This is a genomic window from Methylocystis sp., assembly GCF_050251305.1.
In the GTDB taxonomy this organism is placed as follows: domain Bacteria; phylum Pseudomonadota; class Alphaproteobacteria; order Rhizobiales; family Beijerinckiaceae; genus Methylocystis.
In genome coordinates this window covers 18,049-34,402 of record NZ_JBFWNB010000004.1, presented here as the reverse complement: position 1 = coordinate 34,402, position 16,354 = coordinate 18,049, and the positions used below count along the sequence as shown (strand labels likewise).

15 protein-coding genes are annotated in these 16,354 nt (G+C 63.6%); 6 read left to right on the top strand and 9 right to left on the bottom strand.

Features of this window, described 5'->3' with window-relative positions; translation table 11 throughout:
- Positions 1–56: 56 nt before the first annotated feature.
- On the bottom strand, positions 57–1,895 hold the full coding sequence (locus tag AB7F41_RS02410) for a M3 family oligoendopeptidase (protein WP_428380220.1): 1,839 nt from the start codon (positions 1,893–1,895) through the stop codon (positions 57–59).
- A 164-nt stretch (positions 1,896–2,059) separates the two neighbouring features.
- On the opposite strand from AB7F41_RS02410, the gene AB7F41_RS02405 reads away from it, so the two are divergent.
- The gene (locus AB7F41_RS02405; protein WP_428380222.1) at positions 2,060–2,842 is read left to right on the top strand and encodes a hypothetical protein; all 783 of its coding nucleotides are present in this window, start codon (positions 2,060–2,062) and stop codon (positions 2,840–2,842) included.
- 12 nt (positions 2,843–2,854) lie between these two features.
- Here the strand turns inward: AB7F41_RS02405 and AB7F41_RS02400 are convergent, their stop codons facing one another.
- Positions 2,855–4,024, bottom strand: coding sequence for a lytic murein transglycosylase (locus AB7F41_RS02400; RefSeq protein WP_428380223.1), 1,170 nt, complete (start codon positions 4,022–4,024; stop codon positions 2,855–2,857).
- Between the two features lie 185 nt (positions 4,025–4,209).
- On the opposite strand from AB7F41_RS02400, the gene irrA reads away from it, so the two are divergent.
- Both irrA and AB7F41_RS02390 read left to right on the top strand, forming a co-directional pair.
- Positions 4,210–4,692: an iron response transcriptional regulator IrrA gene (gene irrA, locus AB7F41_RS02395; RefSeq protein ID WP_428380225.1), complete on the top strand. Its 483-nt coding sequence runs from the start codon at positions 4,210–4,212 to the stop codon at positions 4,690–4,692.
- Positions 4,689–5,048, top strand: a complete 360-nt coding sequence (locus AB7F41_RS02390) for a hypothetical protein (RefSeq protein ID WP_428380227.1) — start codon at positions 4,689–4,691, stop codon at positions 5,046–5,048. Before irrA ends, AB7F41_RS02390 begins: the two co-directional genes overlap by 4 nt.
- 24 nt (positions 5,049–5,072) lie before the next feature.
- On the opposite strand, the gene AB7F41_RS02385 is transcribed toward AB7F41_RS02390, so the two are convergent.
- Positions 5,073–5,615 (bottom strand): peroxiredoxin, encoded by a 543-nt coding sequence (locus tag AB7F41_RS02385; RefSeq protein ID WP_428380229.1) that lies wholly within the window; start codon positions 5,613–5,615, stop codon positions 5,073–5,075.
- A gap of 161 nt (positions 5,616–5,776) precedes the next feature.
- Between AB7F41_RS02385 and AB7F41_RS02380 the strand changes: the two genes are divergently transcribed.
- Positions 5,777–7,663: a PHA/PHB synthase family protein gene (locus AB7F41_RS02380; RefSeq protein WP_428380231.1), complete on the top strand. Its 1,887-nt coding sequence runs from the start codon at positions 5,777–5,779 to the stop codon at positions 7,661–7,663.
- 163 nt (positions 7,664–7,826) lie between these two features.
- On the opposite strand, the gene lpdA is transcribed toward AB7F41_RS02380, so the two are convergent.
- From lpdA to rpmI, 3 genes are all read right to left on the bottom strand, one after another.
- On the bottom strand, positions 7,827–9,266 hold the full coding sequence (gene lpdA / locus AB7F41_RS02375; RefSeq protein ID WP_428380233.1) for a dihydrolipoyl dehydrogenase: 1,440 nt from the start codon (positions 9,264–9,266) through the stop codon (positions 7,827–7,829).
- Between the two features lie 189 nt (positions 9,267–9,455).
- Entirely contained in the window at positions 9,456–9,821 is a 366-nt protein-coding gene (gene rplT / locus AB7F41_RS02370) for a 50S ribosomal protein L20 (RefSeq protein WP_428380234.1), read from the bottom strand.
- A gap of 38 nt (positions 9,822–9,859) precedes the next feature.
- Positions 9,860–10,060 (bottom strand): 50S ribosomal protein L35, encoded by a 201-nt coding sequence (gene rpmI / locus AB7F41_RS02365; RefSeq protein ID WP_014890449.1) that lies wholly within the window; start codon positions 10,058–10,060, stop codon positions 9,860–9,862.
- A gap of 369 nt (positions 10,061–10,429) precedes the next feature.
- Between rpmI and AB7F41_RS02360 the strand changes: the two genes are divergently transcribed.
- Complete coding sequence (locus AB7F41_RS02360; protein ID WP_428380235.1) at positions 10,430–11,542, top strand: amidinotransferase; 1,113 nt, start codon at positions 10,430–10,432, stop codon at positions 11,540–11,542.
- Positions 11,543–11,597: 55 nt separating this feature from the next.
- Here the strand turns inward: AB7F41_RS02360 and AB7F41_RS02355 are convergent, their stop codons facing one another.
- Complete coding sequence (locus tag AB7F41_RS02355) at positions 11,598–11,924, bottom strand: DMT family transporter (RefSeq protein WP_428380237.1); 327 nt, start codon at positions 11,922–11,924, stop codon at positions 11,598–11,600.
- A 137-nt stretch (positions 11,925–12,061) separates the two neighbouring features.
- Between AB7F41_RS02355 and AB7F41_RS02350 the strand changes: the two genes are divergently transcribed.
- Positions 12,062–12,940, top strand: coding sequence for a pirin family protein (locus AB7F41_RS02350; RefSeq protein WP_428380239.1), 879 nt, complete (start codon positions 12,062–12,064; stop codon positions 12,938–12,940).
- Positions 12,941–13,049: 109 nt separating this feature from the next.
- Here AB7F41_RS02350 and AB7F41_RS02345 read toward each other — a convergent pair whose 3' ends face one another.
- On the bottom strand, positions 13,050–14,765 hold the full coding sequence (locus AB7F41_RS02345) for an ATP-binding protein (protein ID WP_428380241.1): 1,716 nt from the start codon (positions 14,763–14,765) through the stop codon (positions 13,050–13,052).
- Between the two features lie 9 nt (positions 14,766–14,774).
- Positions 14,775–16,313 carry a YifB family Mg chelatase-like AAA ATPase gene (locus tag AB7F41_RS02340; RefSeq protein ID WP_428380243.1) on the bottom strand — a complete coding sequence of 513 codons (1,539 nt, stop codon included), beginning with the start codon at positions 16,311–16,313 and terminating at the stop codon, positions 14,775–14,777.
- Positions 16,314–16,354: the final 41 nt, after the last annotated feature.

The window sequence follows — 16,354 nt, the reverse complement described above, 5'->3', positions numbered from 1 at the left end:
GTGGTCGATTCGGCGCAGGCGAATGGCGCGGAGATCGCAATATTGCCGAGGACGACTTACGCCTCCTCCATCGCCTCCAGTTCCGCAATCAGACCTTCGATCATTTCGAGTCCGATGTTCCAGAACGCCGGGTCGCGCGCGTCCAGCCCGAACGGCTTGAGCAATTCATTGTAGGGCTTGGCGCCGCCTGCTTCGAGCAAAGCGAAATAACGCTCGGCGAATCCTTCATGCGCCTTCTGATAGACGCCATACAGCGAATTCACCAGGCAATCGCCGAACGCATAGGCGTAAACATAGAACGGCGAATGGATGAAATGCGGGATATAGGCCCAGAACGTCTCATAGCCCGGACCCAGGCGGATCGAAGGGCCAAGGCTTTCGCCCTGCACGCTCATCCATAATTCGCATATCCGGTCGGCGGTCAGTTCGCCCTCGCGCCGCGCATTGTGCACCTTTCGCTCGAAGGCGTAGAACGCCATCTGCCGCACGACGGTGTTGATCATGTCTTCGACTTTCGACGCCAGCATCGCGCGCCGCTGCGCCTTGTCCGACGCCTGCGCGATGAGCGCGCGGAAGGTGAGCATTTCGCCGAAGACGGATGCGGTCTCGGCCAGCGTGAGCGGCGTCGGCGCCATCAAGGCGCCCTGACGCGCCGCAAGCACCTGATGCACGCCATGGCCGAGTTCGTGCGCGAGCGTCATAACGTCGCGCGTCTTTCCTTGAAAGTTCAGCAGCACATAGGGATGCACGGACGGGACCGTCGGATGCGAGAAGGCGCCCGGCGCCTTGCCCGGACGCACCGGCGCATCGATCCAGTTCCGTTCGAAGAAACGGTCGGCGATCTCCGCCATCCGCGGCGCAAATCCGTCATAGGCCTTGAGCACGATCTCGCGCGCCTCCGGCCAGGAATAGCGCTTGGCCGGCGTCGCCGGCAGCGGCGCGCTGCGGTCCCAATAGTCCAGCGCCTCCTTGCCGAACCATTTCGCCTTGAGCTTGTAATAGCGGTGCGACAGTCGCGGATGCGCGGCGTCCACCGCTTTCGCGAGCGCCTCGACCACCTCTCGCTCAACGCGGTTGGAGAGATGGCGCGAATCCGCGACGTCCTGGAATCCCCGCCAGCGGTCCGAGATTTCCTTGTCTTTCGCCAAGGTGTTGGTGATTAGCGAGAAGGTGCGCAGATTGCTTTTCAGCGTCGCGCCGATCGCTTGCGACGCCTCCCGTCGCGTCTCTTCGCGCGGATCCTGCATGAGATTGAGCGCGGGCTCGATCGCGAGCTCTTCGCCGCCAATCTTGAAGCGTAGCCCGGCGATCGTCTCGTCGAACAGACGATTCCAGGCGGCCGCGCCGGAAATATATTTCTCGTGGAACAGCTCTTCGAGCTTGTCGTCGAGTTCGTAAGGCTTCTCCTTGCGGATGTCTTCGAGCCAGGGCTTCCAGCGCGCGAGCGGCTCCTTGCTCGCCGCCGCCATCAGCGTGGCGTCGTCCAGCCTGTTGAGTTCGAGCTGAAAAAACAGCAGCTGCGCCGAGGCGTTGGTGACTTTCTCCTGCACGTCGCCATAGAATTTCGCGCGCGCGGGGTCGGTCGTGTCGCCGCTGTAGAGAAGACCGGCGAAGGACATGAGCCGTCCGAGCAAATCCTGCAGCGCTTCATATCGCTTGACCGCTTCGCCCAGCCTGGCGCTGGCGTCGGCGCCTTGCGCGAGCGACTCCAGTCGGCCGCGATAATCCTTGCCGAATTGCGCAACGTCCTGCGCGGCCTTGGAAAGATCCGCGGCCATCTGCGGCGAATCCATCCCGGGATAAAGATCGGCGAGGTTCCATTCCGGCAGTCGCTCCGCCGTCGGGGCGGCTGCGGCTTCGGCGATCGAAAGTGGCGTCGAAAAAGCGCTGAACATGGTGGAGAACCGCAGGATGGGCGTCTCACGCGGAGACGCGAGGATGGAAACACGCCTAAATATGGCAGGAGGACGAATGGGATCAACCTGCCGTCAGGGTCGGCGCCGGCCCGCATTGCCGTTATAACGATGAAAGAGCCAAAGAATCAGCTTAGGTGCGCGCAATGGCGGGAGAGCCTGATTTTCTGAGTTCGGTGACATCGCGCTACGCGACGGCGCGCGACGTCTTCACGCGCATCTCCGCGTTCCTCAACAAGGCGACGTTCAAGATCAAGCGCGCGCCGCCGCTTGAAACGATCGACGAAATCGCAAAGCGGTTCAAAACCGACGACTATGACCGTCTGAAACTGAAGGAGCTCGCCGAGACCAAGACCGGCGTGGCGTTCATCGAGGAGAAGACGCAAGACATCAACCGCGCGAGCTTCCATCGTTCCGCATTCGCGCTCAACGCGTTCACGCATCTGTTCTTCGTCGATCTCGCCGCGCAACTGTCCTTCTCGTTTCTTCCGCTGAAATTCGCTTTGGCGATCGCCAACGTCATTCTCGCGCTGCTTGCGCATTCTTCGGAGCGTCAAAGCTATCGCGCGCTGATCGCCGGGCCGAATGCGCTGCCGCCGAAACGGCGTTTCTGGGGCATGTTTCCCAATCCCGCCTACAACCGCGCCGTCAAGAAGAACTCGCGCAGCTATGCGCAAAGCGCCTGGGAGGAAAAATCGCTGTTTCGTCCGGCCTATTTCGCCAACGCCGCCGTCATTTTTCTCGGCGCGCAATTCATCCTCCCGCCGGACCGGCTGATCTTTCCCGCAAGCTTCATCGTCGGAAAGATATCGGGATTGTTCACGACGCTGGTCATCGCGTTCGACGTCTGGCGCGGCGTTCGCGCCGGCGACGCGGCGCGCATCGCGCGCGAAAAGGAAGTCTCGGTCTACCGCCACCTCGACATCTGAACCGCGACGGCTCTACTGGCCGCGCAGCCGCGCCAAGACCGCTTTCGTCGCGAAGCCGTCGGCGGGCTGTATGCCTTCGCTCAGCTGGAACGCGTGGATGGCGTTGCGGCTCGCGCGGCCGAGCTTGCCGTCGAACGTTCCCTGATAGAGGCCGCGCTTGTTCAGGAGTTGCTGGATCGCTTTGACGTCGGCGGTCGACAGCGGCGTGATTTTCGGCCAGGGCGCGATCGGGATGTCGCGCCCGGCGATGCGGTCGGCCAGCAGCGCGACGGACATCGCATAGGCGTCGGACGTGTTGTATTGGCGGATGACTTCGAAATTGTCGGTGATGAGAAAGGCTGGTCCTTTCGCGCCGGCCGGCAGAAAAAGGCTGGCGGCGCCGGACGCCGGAAGCGCGCCGCCGTCGGCGCGGGTCACGCCGAGCTGCCGCCATCGGGCGAAGTCGAGATCGAAATCCGCATAGTCGAAGCCCTCGGGCAGGCGCGCTTCGATGACGGCGGGCAAGCCGGCGATCCATCCCGACTTCGCCAGAAAATTGGCGATGGACGCCACAGCGTCGGCGCGCGAACGCCAGATGTCCGGCGCGCCGGAGCCGCCGTCGCTTTCGGCATATTTGAGATAGGCGGACGGCATGAACTGCGGCTGGCCCATCGCGCCGGCCCAGGAGCCGCGCAATTGCGCGCGCGTCGCATAGCCCCTCTCCAGCATGACGAGCGCGGCGACGAATTCGTCGACGAAGGTTTCCGCGCGATGGCCTTTCCAGGCCAGCGTCGCCAGAACGCGGAGCGCGTCGGCGCCGCCGGCGGCCGTGCCGAAATTGCTCTCGACGCCCAGAATGGCGACGATGATTTCGCTTGGAACGCCGTGCCGCGCCTGGGCTCGGCCAAGCGGCGCCGCGAGTTCGGCGGCGACCGCCCGACCGCGCGCGACGCGACCATTCGTCACAGATCCGGCGAGATAGGCGGGAATCGTGATGGTGAATTCAGCCTGTGCGCGCGGTTTCGTCAAAACCGACGGATCGGGCGCAAGTCCGGCGATCGCCGCGTCAAAGGTTTGACGCGAGACTCCCGCAGCCTGCGCCGACGGCCACAACCCGTGCAAAAAGGCCGCGAACGTGTCGGCTTTGGCGCAATCTCCCGCAAGCCAGAGAGCGGCGGCCGCGCCAAACGACGCGCCGAACATTCCACGCCGACTAAACTTTGCACAGAGTATTGGCTCAAGGCGCCGCGTCATTAGCCAGTCCTTTGCTGCTTCTTTGGAAATATTACACCTTCCGCCATTTCGTTTGACAGGGGGCAGGCGCTGCCTTCTACTGAAAAAAGCTATTACAGGAATAGGGAGCGAGTGATGCTCGCCTGTCGTGAAGAATGACTCATCAACCCTCAACTACAAGTTTCGATCGTTCGATCAAACTGCGCGATCAGTCCCCGGAGAGTGCGGCGAAAATCTCCGACCTCAAAGCGCGGCTGCGCGGCGCAGGTCTGCGACCAACCGTTCAGCGGCTCTCTCTGAGCCGGCTGCTGTTCGGCAATGGCGACCGGCATGTGAGCGCCGAGGCGCTGCACGCCGAAGCGCGCGAAGCCGGTCTGACGATGTCGCTGTCGACGGTCTACAACACGCTCAATCAGTTCGCCGAAGCGGGACTGTTGCGCGAGATCGCCGTGCAGGGGCCGCGCACCTATTTCCACACGCGCACCTCGCCGCATCATCACTTCATGGATGAGGCGACGGGCCGCATGTTCGACGCCGCCGATGGCACGGTCGAATTTGCGCGACTGCCGGCGCCGCCCGAAGGGATGGAGGTCGTCGGCTGTGACGTGATCATCCGCATTCGCCCGAAGAGAGGGTGAGCGAGAGCCCGCCGCAAGACGGGCGATGGCGGCTTCTGCGTATCGCATGGCTGGTCTATGCGATCGCGACAATCGCCCTCTCGATCGCCGTTCTGGCGATCTATGTCACAGCATACGACGATTACGATCTCTCCGAACGATTGAGCGCCGCCGGCCGCTTTCTCCATCAAGCGATGCGCGCGCTCTCCTTTCCGCTCGGCGCGCCCGTCGGCGCGCTGCTGACTTCCCCGCTCGAACACTCCTTCGGCTGCGGCCATGTGAACGATCCCTGCGCTGTGTTCGTCGACTGGAACGCGCGTTTCGCCGCGTTGCTGACGCAGATCGTCCTACTGCGCTGGCTCATCGGACGCCGATGATTCGCGCGCGTCGTTTACAGTCGCTCACTTGCCCTGCGAGTCGCGCCACTGCTTCACGACGGCGAGCGCGTTTTGAATATGCTTCGTCGCGCCGGAATCCTCGACGACCGAAAGAATCTTTCCGTCGGGCGCGATGACATAGGAGATGCGGTTAGCGAACATCGCGCCGGCGACCGGAACCTTGAAGGCGGCGTCATAGGCGTTGATGACGGTGAAGTCGGGATCGGCGCCGACCGGAAATCTGTCCCGGCACTCCTTTGTCGAAAATTCGCGCTGCGTGGCGATCTTGTCGCTCGAAACGCCGATGACGCTCGCGCCCATGGCGGCGAATTGCGCCATCGCTTCGGCGAATTCATGCGCCTCGACGGTGCAGACGCTCGTGAACGACTTCGGATAAAAGTAGAGAACGACCGGTCCCTGCATGAGCGCCTGCCGCAGCGAGAAGGAGAACTCCTTGCCGGCCTGCGCCGCCTGCAGCGTGAAGTCCGGCGCGACGCTCCCAGGTTTGAGCGCGGCGAACGCGACGCTGGAAACGAGAGTGACCAGTACGGCGGCGATCATCCTCACGGCGGTCTCCTCGGCGGTCGACAGTCTTTCACATGGACATGGCCTTTCACATGGACATGGCGCCCGCGCGCGGCCAAGCCAAGGCCGACGTAATGTTGCAGCGCAACAACATCCGAAATAAAATCGGACTTCACCCTGACGCCTCGGCTTAAAGGACGGCGATGACGACTCACGCGAAGACTGCGCAAACCAACCAGACTCGTGCAGAGAAGACGTCGACCAGCCCTGTCCCGCCCAGCGCCGCCCACAGCTTTCCGCAGCTCGCGTCGCAAGCCTTCGTCCAGGCCTGGCCCAGCGCTTTTCTCGCCGCGGAGCGCGCCACCGACCATGAGTCCTTCGGCTACGCCGCGCTCGGCGACGTCATCGACCGTTCGCTGCATGCGAGCGTCGGACATCTGACCGGCGGCCTTTCGCCCGCCGCCATCGCGGGCGCCTATTGGGACTGGGCGGCGCATCTCGCGTCCTCGCCCGGCAAGCAGATGCAGCTGACCGAAAAGGCGATGCGCAAGACGTGGCGATTCGCCAATTACGCCTGGCGCTGCGCGCTGCAGCCGAACGCCGCCGCGCCTTGCATCGAGCCGCTGCCGCAAGACAAGAGATTTTCCGCCGAAGCGTGGCGGCGCTGGCCCTACGCCCTGCTCTACCAGGGCTTTCTCCTCAATCAGCAATGGTGGCACAACGCCACGACGGGCATCAACGGCGTCACCAAGCAGCATGAAAACGTCGTCGAATTCGCCTCGCGGCAATTGCTCGACATGTTCTCGCCGTCGAATTTCCTGCTGACCAATCCCGAAGCGCTGCAACGGACGATGGAGACCGGCGGAGTCAATCTCGTCTATGGCCTGCAGAATCTCCTTGAAGACATAGAGCGGCGCGCCGGCGGCAAACGGCCGGTCGGCGCCGAAGCCTTCGTCCCGGGGAAGAATGTCGCGATCACGCCGGGCAAGGTGATCTACCGCAATCGGCTGATCGAACTCATCCAATATGCGCCGTCGACCGAGACGGTGCGGCCGGAGCCGGTGCTCATCACGCCCGCCTGGATCATGAAATATTACATCCTCGATCTCTCTCCGCATAATTCGCTCGTCCGCTATCTGACCGCGCATGGCTTCACCGTGTTCATGATCTCCTGGCGCAATCCCGACGCCAATGATCGCGATCTCGACATGGAGGCCTATCGCAGACTCGGCGTGATGGCCGCGCTCGACGTGATTTCCCGCCTCATGCCGGACCGAAAAATCCATGCGGCCGGCTATTGCCTGGGCGGGACGCTGCTCGCGATCGCCGCGGCGGCCATGGCGCGAGACGATGATCGGCGTCTGAAGAGCGTGACGCTGCTCGCCGCGCAAACCGATTTCACCGAGGCGGGCGAACTGACGCTCTTCGTCAACGAGAGCCAGCTGAGCTTCCTCGAAGATTTGATGTGGGAGCATGGCTATCTCGACTCCAAGGAGATGGCCGGCGCGTTCCAGCTTCTGCGTTCCAACGATCTTGTCTGGTCCTATGCGCTCAAGTCATATCTCATGGGCGAGCGCAATCCGATGACCGACATGATGGCGTGGAACGCCGACGCGACGCGCATGCCCTACAAGATGCATTCCGAATATCTTCGGCGGCTCTTCCTCAACAATGACCTCGCCGAGGGTCGGCTTCGCGCAAACGGCGGCGCCGTCGCGCTCAATGACATACGCGCGCCGATCTTCGCGGTCGGCACGGAGCGCGATCACGTCGCGCCCTGGCGGTCGGTCTACAAGATTCACCTGCTCGCGGACGCCGAAATCACCTTCCTGCTGACGACCGGCGGCCATAACGTCGGCATCGTTTCCGAGCCCGCAAAGAAGCGCGGCGGCTACCGTTTCACGAACCGGGTGGACGGCGAACATTACGCCGAGCCCGAGGAGTGGGTGAAAATCGCGACGGTCAGGGAAGGCTCGTGGTGGCCGGAGTGGAGCGCTTGGCTCGCCGCGCGCTCGGGCGCGCCGGTTGCGCCGCCCGTGATGGGCGACGCGCTCTGCCATGCGCCGGGAACCTATGTGCTGCAGAATTGACGGCTGAGAGGCTCGCTCACGTTTTGTAGCCGGTTGGCTGACGTGTCATCCGCACGCGCGAAGCGCGAGCGGGGATCCAGAGCAGCGTCAAAGACCTTTGTCGCGCGTTCTGGATTCCCAATCGCGCGCGCGGCGCCCGTCAGCGACGACGCCTGGCGCCACCTCAAACATGAATCGCCCGGCCGTAGGCGGCGAGCACGCTCTCATGCATCGTTTCCGACAGCGTCGGATGCGGGAAGATCGTGCGGATCAGCTCTTCTTCGGTCGTCTCGAGATTCATCGCGATGACGAAGCCCTGAATCAGCTCCGTCGCTTCGACTCCGAAGAGATGCGCGCCGAGCAGCCGCCCGCTCTTGGCGTCGAAGATCGTCTTCACCAGCCCTTCGAGCTCGCCGAGCGCGATCGCCTTGCCGTTGGCGAGATAGGGGAAGCGGCCGATCTTCACGTCGATCCCCTGCTCTTTCGCCTTCGCCTCGGTCAGACCGACCGACGCGACCTGCGGATGACAATAGGTGCAGCCCGGAATGCGCGATCGATCGAGCGCATGCGCGTCCAATCCGGCGATCGCCTCGACGCAGGACACGCCCTCATGCTCCGCCTTATGCGCGAGCATCGGACCGCCGGCGACGTCGCCGATCGCATAGACGCCCTCGACATTGGTGCGGCCCAAGCCGTCGATCTTGATGACGCCGCGCTCCAGCGCGACGCCGAGCGCCTCCAGCCCGAGATTCTCGACATTGGCGACGACGCCGATCGCTGACAGCGCGCGTTCGACTTCGATCGTCTGAGGTTCGCCGTCCGCCGGTTTCAGCGTGACGGCGAGACTGTCGGCCTTCTTCTCGACGCCCGTCACCGTCGTCGCGACGCGAATGTCGACGCCCTGTTTCTTGAACGACCGATGCGCCAACGCCGCGATCTCTTCGTCTTCGCTCGGAAGAATATGCGGCAGCGCTTCGACGAGTATGACCTCGACGCCGAATGTCCGGTAGAACGACGCGAATTCGACGCCAATGGCGCCGGCGCCGACGATGAGCAGCGACTTCGGAAAGCGCTCCGGCTTCATCGCCTCGAAATAGGTCCAGACGAGCCGTCCGTCGGGCTCGAGGCCCGGCAATTCGCGCGGGCGCGCGCCGGTCGCGACGATGATGTGTTTCGCCTGGTAAACGCCGTGGCCGAGCGTCGCTTTCGGCGCCGGCAATTGCGGAGTCATTGGCGCCTTGTTCGGCGCTTCGACCCGGACCTCGCCCTTTCCGACGATCGTCGCCTCGCCCCAGATGACGTCGATCTTGTTCTTCTTGAGAAGGAAGGCGACGCCGCCATTCAGTCGCGTGGCCGCTTCGCGCGAATGCGCGACAATGCGCGCCACGTCCGCGTTCAACGCGCCCTCTGAAACGCCGAATCGCTCGCCTTCTTTCGCGAAGCGATAGACTTCGGCCGAACGCAGCAGGGCCTTCGTCGGGATGCAGCCCCAGTTCAGGCAGATGCCGCCGAGATGTTCGCGCTCGACGACCGCGGTCTTCAGACCCAATTGCGCTGCGCGGATCGCGGCGACATAGCCGCCGGGTCCGCCGCCAATGACGATGAGATCATATGTGTCGGCCATGCTCGCCTCAGCTCAAGTCGATTATAGAGCAGCCTATCGCCCAAAACGAGGCGACCGGAGACGCAGACGCGCGAACACACCGACATGCCGCAACGCCCGCTATGTGAGAAAAGATCTGCAACGCCGCAAAACAAAAAGCCTCCCGAAGCCGAGCCGCGGGAGGCTTTCATAATCTTCGCGACCGACCTCTTACGCGGCCTGCGGCAACGCCGACTTCGCCTGCGTCACGATCGCGGCGAAGGCGTCCGGCTGATGGATGGCGAGTTCTGACAGAACCTTGCGGTCGACCTCGACGCCGGCCTTAGCGAGCCCGTCGATGAAGCGCGAATAGGTCAGCCCATGCTCGCGCACGGCGGCGTTGAGCCGCTGAATCCACAGCGCGCGGAACACCCGCTTCTTCGCCTTGCGATCGCGCGTCGCATATTGCATCGAGCGATCGACGGCGGCCTTGGCGGCGCGAATAGTGTTCTTGCGCCGGCCGTAGAACCCCTTGGCGGCTTTGAAAGTCTTCTTGTGTTTGGCGTGGGCGGTGACGCCGCGCTTGACGCGAGCCATGACGAAACTCCTTTGCGGAAAAAGTGCGGGTCTGCGGATCAGCCGTTCGGCAGGAAGTATTTCTTGACGTTGTCGCCGTCAGTCTTGAACAGGACGTTCGTGCCGCGCAGATTTCTGATCTGCTTGTTCGTCCGCTTGATCATCCCGTGGCGCTTGCCCTGCTGGGCGTAGACCACTTTTCCGGTCCCGGTGATCTTGAAGCGCTTTTTCGCGCCGGATTTCGTCTTCAGCTTGGGCATTTTGCTCTCCTGGGCTCAAGGCCCTTTGATTTGCGCCGCGTCGGACCAGTCCGGCGGCGCTTTGTTCGCGCGAGCGAAAGAACCGCCACGGCAGCCCATCACTGGCCGGGCGGTTCTGTAGAGCGCGGTTTATTGCCCAAGGCGGGGGAAAACGCAAGTCAGCGCAAGCTTTGAGAGCGCCCGCGGTGGACTGCGCCGGCTCTTCGCGACATAGTCCGCCCACAAAAGAGGCGCTGAAAGTCGGCAAACCCGCGCAAGCCTGAGGCGAGCATCACATTAAACTTAAGAAATAGCACAGTTTTTCATAGGGTTTGAAGAACAGTCGGAAAGCGCTAGAAATCTCTCGCTGGAAACGATCCGGGGCGCATTATGAATATGCATGCATCTATGGGGACCGCGATTGCCGCGGATTGTCCAATCAACTCCCACAATGAATGGGATCCGTTGGAGGAAATCATCGTCGGCCGCCTCGAAGGTTCGACAATTCCCTCAGATCATGCGGTCGTCACCTGCAATATTCCCGGCATGGCGGCGCGCGCACAGTCGCTCGCCGCCGGATTCCGATTCCCCAAATTCATGATCGAGCCGGCGCAGCAGGAGCTCGACGGCTTTATCGCTCTGCTCGAATCGCTCGGCGTCAAGGTCACGCGGCCGGATGCGGTCAATCACAAGGCGAAATTCTCGACGCCGCACTGGTCGTCGCGCGGCTTCTGCAATTCCTGCCCGCGCGACTCGATGCTGGTGATCGGCGACGAGATCATCGAAACGCCGATGGCCTGGCCATGCCGCTATTTCGAGACGCATTCCTATCGCGAGATCCTCAAGGACTATTTCCGCCGCGGCGCGCGCTGGACCTCCGCGCCGAAGCCCCAGCTGACCGACGAACTTTTCGACCCGAAATTTACGCTGCCGGAGAAAGGCGAGGAGATTCGGTACATTCTCACCGAATTCGAGCCGGTCTTCGACGCCGCCGATTTCTTCCGCTGCGGCCGCGATCTTTTCGTGACGCGCTCCAACGTCACCAATGCGATGGGCATCGACTGGCTGCGTCGCCATCTCGGCGAGGGCTATCGCATTCACGAGATCAAGAGCCGCTGCCCCAATCCGATGCATATCGACACGACGATCCTGCCGCTGGGGCCGGGCCGCGTGCTGATCAATCCGGAATATATCAATCCGGACGAACTGCCCGACATTTTGAAGAAATGGGACGTTCTCGTCGCGCCCGAGCCGGACCCGATCAATGATCGCATTCTCGCGATCACTTCGATGTGCGGCAAATGGCTCAGCATGAACATTCTCATGATCGACGAGAAGCGCGTGATCGTCGATCCGCATCACACGAACATGATGCGGCAGATGGAGAAATGGGGCTACGAGCCGATCCCGTGCTCGTTCCTCCACTATGCGGCGTTCGGCGGCGCCTTCCACTGCGCGACGCTCGACGTGCGCCGGCGCGGAACGCTCGAAAGCTACTTCTGACTGAGGCCAAGAGCCGTCGAACCGCGACGTTCCCTCACGGGAGCGTCGCGCGCGCTTATTTCATGTCGACGCCGCCGAGCCGCAGGCCGATGATCCCCAGCATGATCAGGCCGATCGACCCTAAACGAATAAACGTCGTCGGTTCGTTGAAAAGATAGACGCCGACAAGAGTGGCCGCGGCGATGCTTGTGCCGGTCCACGCGGCATATGCCGTTCCGGCCGGAATCGTCCTCACCGCGAGGCCCAGGCATCCCACGCTCGCCGCCATGAAGAACACCATCATGATCGAAGGCCAGAGCCGGGTGAAGCCGCTCGAATATTTCATTCCGACGAGCCAACCGACCTCGCAGAGGCTGCCGATAAAGAGGATGATCCAGTCCATCTAACCGTCCTTGTTTGTCGTCGCTGGAGATTCGTCGTCAGGCCGACTTGTGGATTTTGGCCCCTGCTCCGTCAAGTTCGACGGACATTTGCATTCGACCCGATGCGGCCCACATAGGCTGCAGAGGAGCTGTCGTCATGAGAAGAATCATCGGCGTTTTCGCCGCCCCCGACTCCATGCACTGGGTCGGCGACGGGTTTCCCGTGCGTTCGCTCTTCTCGCATCACGAACATGGCGCGCAGGTGAGCCCCTTTCTACTGTTCGACTATGCGGGTCCGTTCGAGTTTCCGCCGACTGAAAGACGCCGCGGGGTGGGCGCGCATCCGCATCGCGGCTTCGAGACGGTGACCATCGTCTTGGACGGCGAGGTCGCTCATCGCGATTCGACAGGGGCTGGCGGGCTCATCGGACCCGGCGACGTGCAATGGATGCGCGCCGCCTCGGGAGTCGTTCATGAGGAGTTTCATTCGGAAAGCTTCGCAAAGTCGGGCGGACGTTTCGAGGTCGTGCAGCTTTGGGTGAATCTGCCGGCGCGCGAGAAGATGGCTGCGCCGCGCTATCAGACGCTTCTCGACGACGACATTCCGCGCATCGACCTGCCCGACGACTCCGGGCTCGTTCGGGTCATCGCCGGCGCATTCGACGGCCATCGCGGACCCGCGCAGACGGCGACGCCGATCGATCTCTGGGACGTGCGCATCGACGCAGGAAAGCGCGCGAGATTCACCTTGCCTGAGGGACACACGGTCGTCGCCGCGGTTCTCGAAGGAACGGTCGAAGCGAACGGCGAGAAAATCGCGCGCGCGACGGACGTCGTCGTGTTCGAAGCCAAAGGCGGCGACATCTCCTTTGAAGCCAATAATGATTCGAAGCTCATTCTGATGAGCGGCGAACCCATCGACGAGCCCGTGGCGCAGCAGGGTCCGTTCGTCATGAATACGCAGGACGAATTGCGGCAGGCCTTCGTCGATTATCAATCAGGACGCTTCGGCGTCATCGCGCCGCAGGGCCGCTAAAGCAGGTACCGAAAAAGTTGACAGACTTTTTCGATGAGAACCTGGTCCAACGTTTTTATTTTGAGCGATTCCTTATCGATCACATGATTCCATGTGATCGGGACGCGCTCTAGGATGCAGCGCTGCGCCGACGCGGCGCCAGTCTGAGTTCTTCGATGGTCGCCGCGAGCGAAGCGAACTCCACCGGCTTGGTGAGAAAGGCGTCGACTCCCGCGGCGCGCGCGGCGCGTTCGTCCTCCTCGCGCGCGCTGGCCGTCAGCACCAATATGGGCGTGCGCGGCGCGCCGGCGCGCGCTTCAGCCTCGCGAATGCGGAGGCTCGCTTCGCGTCCGTCGAAATCGGGCATGAAAAGATCCATAACGATCACGTCGTAAGGCGCGCCGGAGCCCTCGATGGCTTCGCGGGCGCGCGCCAGCGCAAGCGCGCCGCTTTCCGCGCGAGTCACATTCGCGCCGAGCTTCGCGAGATGACGCGTGAGGATGAGCGCGTTGATGTCATTGTCTTCGGCGATGAGCGCGTTCACGCCAGCGAGCGCCTGTGGCGGCGCGTCCTGCTCTGGCTTCGGCGCGCGCGCGGTCTCTGGCGACAATCGAGCCATGAGCGACGCGATCCGCACCGGCTTCACCAGCCAGCCGTCGAAGTCGCACAACGCCTCTTCGCCGAAGGCGCGCCGTTCAAAAGGCGAAAACAGAAGGAAAAGCTGTCGCGCCTGCGCCGCGCGCGCGGCTTCCGCCAACTCTGACGTCATATGAGGCCCCAGCGCGCAGTCGACGATGACGGCGTCGAACGGCGCCGCGCCGGGACGGCGCAAGACGCCATTCGCGTCGCGCGCCGCGACAATCTCCGCCTCCGCTCCAGCGGAGCGCAAGCTCTCCGCAAGATAGGGCGCTTCGAATACGCTTTGCGCGATGATCAGCGCCTGGAGTCCCGAAAGCGGGCCGGGAGCGCGATCTTCGCCGATCGGCGGCGCCGGCAGCGTGAAGGCGAAAACGGATCCCTTGTCGGACGAATCGACCAGCGCCAGCGCGCCGCCCAATCGCGCGACCAGGCGGCGCGATATGGCGAGGCCGAGGCCCGTGCCGGCGCGCGGATGATTCTCGGAGGGATCGGCCTGTTCGAACTCTTCGAAGATCGCTTCGCGCGCGTCGTCCGGAACGCCCGGCCCAGTGTCGTGCACCTCAAAGCGCAGTCGCGCGCCGTCGCGCGCGACGCGCACGCCGACGCCGCCGCGCTCCGTAAACTTTACTGCGTTGCCGACGAGATTGAGAAGCACCTGCCGCAGCCGAGCCGGATCGCTCTCGAGCTCGCGCGGCGTCTCGGGCGAAATGAAGCTGGCGAGCTCCAGCCCTTTCGCCATGGCGCGCGGCGCCAGCAGTTCGACGACGCTTTCGACGAAAGGCGCGAGCGCAAAGGTCTCGCAGCGCAGATCGAACTTCCCGGCCTCGATTTTGGAGAAATCGAGAATGTCGTCGATGAGCTGCGAAAGCGAGCGGCTCGAATCGCCGATCGCTTCGACATAGCTCGCCTGTTCCGCGGTCAGCTTCGTCATCGCGAGAAGCTGCGCCAGCCCCATGACGCCATTGAGCGGCGTGCGGAACTCATGGCTGACCGCTGCGAGAAAGCGCGACTTGGCGAGACTGGCGGCTTCGGCCCTGTCGCGCGCCGCCGCGGCGGCGCGCAGCTCCCAAATCTCATCGCGCAGGGATTCGAGCTCGGCCTCGACCTGTTCGCGGCCGCGCTTGCGCAACGCAATGAATATCGACGCCGCCAGCAGCAGTATGACGAGCTGCGCCGAAATCAAAATGCCAATGTGGGTTAAGGACATAGCCCATCATCAGGCCGCAAGCCGCCCCAATGCAAGCCCCGCGCGATAGGAAAGCGCTTCGGCGAGATGCCGACGGCCGACATGCTCCGCGCCGTCGAGATCGGCGATGGTGCGGGCGAGCTTCAGGACTCTGTGAAATCCCCGCGCGGTGAGGGCGAAGCGCTCGGAGGCGTCGCGAATCAGCGCCGCGCCGGCGGCGTCAAGACCGGCCGTGCGCTCGATCACGGCCGCCGGTGCGGCGGCATTGGCGGCGACTCCCGGCAGCGACAGCGCATCGTAACGGGCGCGCTGAATGTCGCGGGCGCGCGCGACGCGGGCGGCGACCTGTCGCGATCCCTCGCTCGGGGGCGGCAGCACAAGGTCGGCGGCGGTCACCGCCGGCACTTCAATCTGCACATCGAAACGGTCGAGCAGCGGCCCCGAGAGCCGCGCCTGATATTGCGCCACGCAGCGTTCGTTCGGCTGGCGCTTGCAGGCGTAGCCCGGGTCCATCGCATGGCCGCACCGGCAGGGATTCATCGCCGCGACAAGCTGAAAGCGCGCCGGATAGACGGCGCGATGATTGGCGCGCGACACCGCGACCTCGCCGGTCTCGAGCGGCTGGCGCAGGCTGTCCAGCGCTTGCGGCTGGAACTCCGGAAGTTCGTCGAGAAACAGCACGCCATTGTGGGCAAGCGAGATTTCGCCCGGCTTCGCATGAACGCCGCCGCCAACCAGCGCCGGCATCGACGCGGAATGATGCGGCGCGCGAAACGGCCGCCGGTCGGTGAGTTCGCCGCCTGCGATCTGCCCGGCCACCGAATGAATCATCGAGACTTCGAGCAATTCGCGCGGCGTGAGCGCCGGCAGGATCGACGGCAGCCGCGCGGCGAGCATCGACTTCCCCGCGCCCGGCGGGCCGCTCATCAGAAGATTGTGGCCCCCGGCGGCGGCGATTTCGAGCGCGCGCTTGGCGCTCTCCTGCCCCTTGATGTCCGAGAGATCGGACTGATCGGCGGCGCGCCTGCGCACGGCGGGCTGCGGCCGCGCCAGAACTTGGACGCCCTTGACGTGATTGACGAGCTGGATGAGCGAGCGCGGCGCGATCACCTCCATATCGTTCGACGCCCAGGCCGCTTCCGGCCCGCATTCGCTCGGACAGATCAGACCCAATCCGCGCGCGTTCGCGGCGACCGCCGCCGGCAGGACGCCCGCCGTCGGCGTCAGCGTTCCGTCGAGCGCGAGTTCGCCGAGCACGACGAAACCTTCAAGCGCGTCAGATGGAATCGCGCCGATCGCGGCCATCACGCCGAGCGCGATCGGCACGTCGTAATGGCTGCCCTCTTTCGGCATGTCCGCAGGCGCGAGATTGACGGTGATTCGCTTGGCGGGCAGCGCGAGGCCGGAGGCGATCAAGGCCGCGCGCACCCGCTCGCGCGATTCGGCGACCGCTTTGTCGGCGAGGCCGACCACATTGAATACGACGGCCCCGCTCGAAATCTGCACCTGAACATCGACCGCGCGCGCCTCGACGCCTTCGAAAGCGACCGTCGCCACCCGCACCGCCATCGCGCGCTCCCGCAAAAATGCTTATCGAAATGACGTTTGCG

Excerpts from the sequence above, each read along its gene's own strand:
- AB7F41_RS02410 (WP_428380220.1), bottom strand. The coding sequence starts at position 1,895 with ATGTTCAGCGCTTTTTCGACGCCACTTTCGATCGCCGAAGCCGCAGCC.
- AB7F41_RS02405 (WP_428380222.1), top strand. The coding sequence starts at position 2,060 with ATGGCGGGAGAGCCTGATTTTCTGAGTTCGGTGACATCGCGCTACGCG.
- AB7F41_RS02400 (WP_428380223.1), bottom strand. The coding sequence starts at position 4,024 with ATGTTCGGCGCGTCGTTTGGCGCGGCCGCCGCTCTCTGGCTTGCGGGA.
- irrA (WP_428380225.1), top strand. The coding sequence starts at position 4,210 with ATGACTCATCAACCCTCAACTACAAGTTTCGATCGTTCGATCAAACTG.
- AB7F41_RS02380 (WP_428380231.1), top strand. The coding sequence starts at position 5,777 with ATGACGACTCACGCGAAGACTGCGCAAACCAACCAGACTCGTGCAGAG.
- lpdA (WP_428380233.1), bottom strand. The coding sequence starts at position 9,266 with ATGGCCGACACATATGATCTCATCGTCATTGGCGGCGGACCCGGCGGC.
- rplT (WP_428380234.1), bottom strand. The coding sequence starts at position 9,821 with ATGGCTCGCGTCAAGCGCGGCGTCACCGCCCACGCCAAACACAAGAAG.
- rpmI (WP_014890449.1), bottom strand. The coding sequence starts at position 10,060 with ATGCCCAAGCTGAAGACGAAATCCGGCGCGAAAAAGCGCTTCAAGATC.
- AB7F41_RS02360 (WP_428380235.1), top strand. The coding sequence starts at position 10,430 with ATGAATATGCATGCATCTATGGGGACCGCGATTGCCGCGGATTGTCCA.
- AB7F41_RS02355 (WP_428380237.1), bottom strand. The coding sequence starts at position 11,924 with ATGGACTGGATCATCCTCTTTATCGGCAGCCTCTGCGAGGTCGGTTGG.
- AB7F41_RS02350 (WP_428380239.1), top strand. The coding sequence starts at position 12,062 with ATGAGAAGAATCATCGGCGTTTTCGCCGCCCCCGACTCCATGCACTGG.
- AB7F41_RS02345 (WP_428380241.1), bottom strand. The coding sequence starts at position 14,765 with ATGTCCTTAACCCACATTGGCATTTTGATTTCGGCGCAGCTCGTCATA.
- AB7F41_RS02340 (WP_428380243.1), bottom strand. The coding sequence starts at position 16,313 with ATGGCGGTGCGGGTGGCGACGGTCGCTTTCGAAGGCGTCGAGGCGCGC.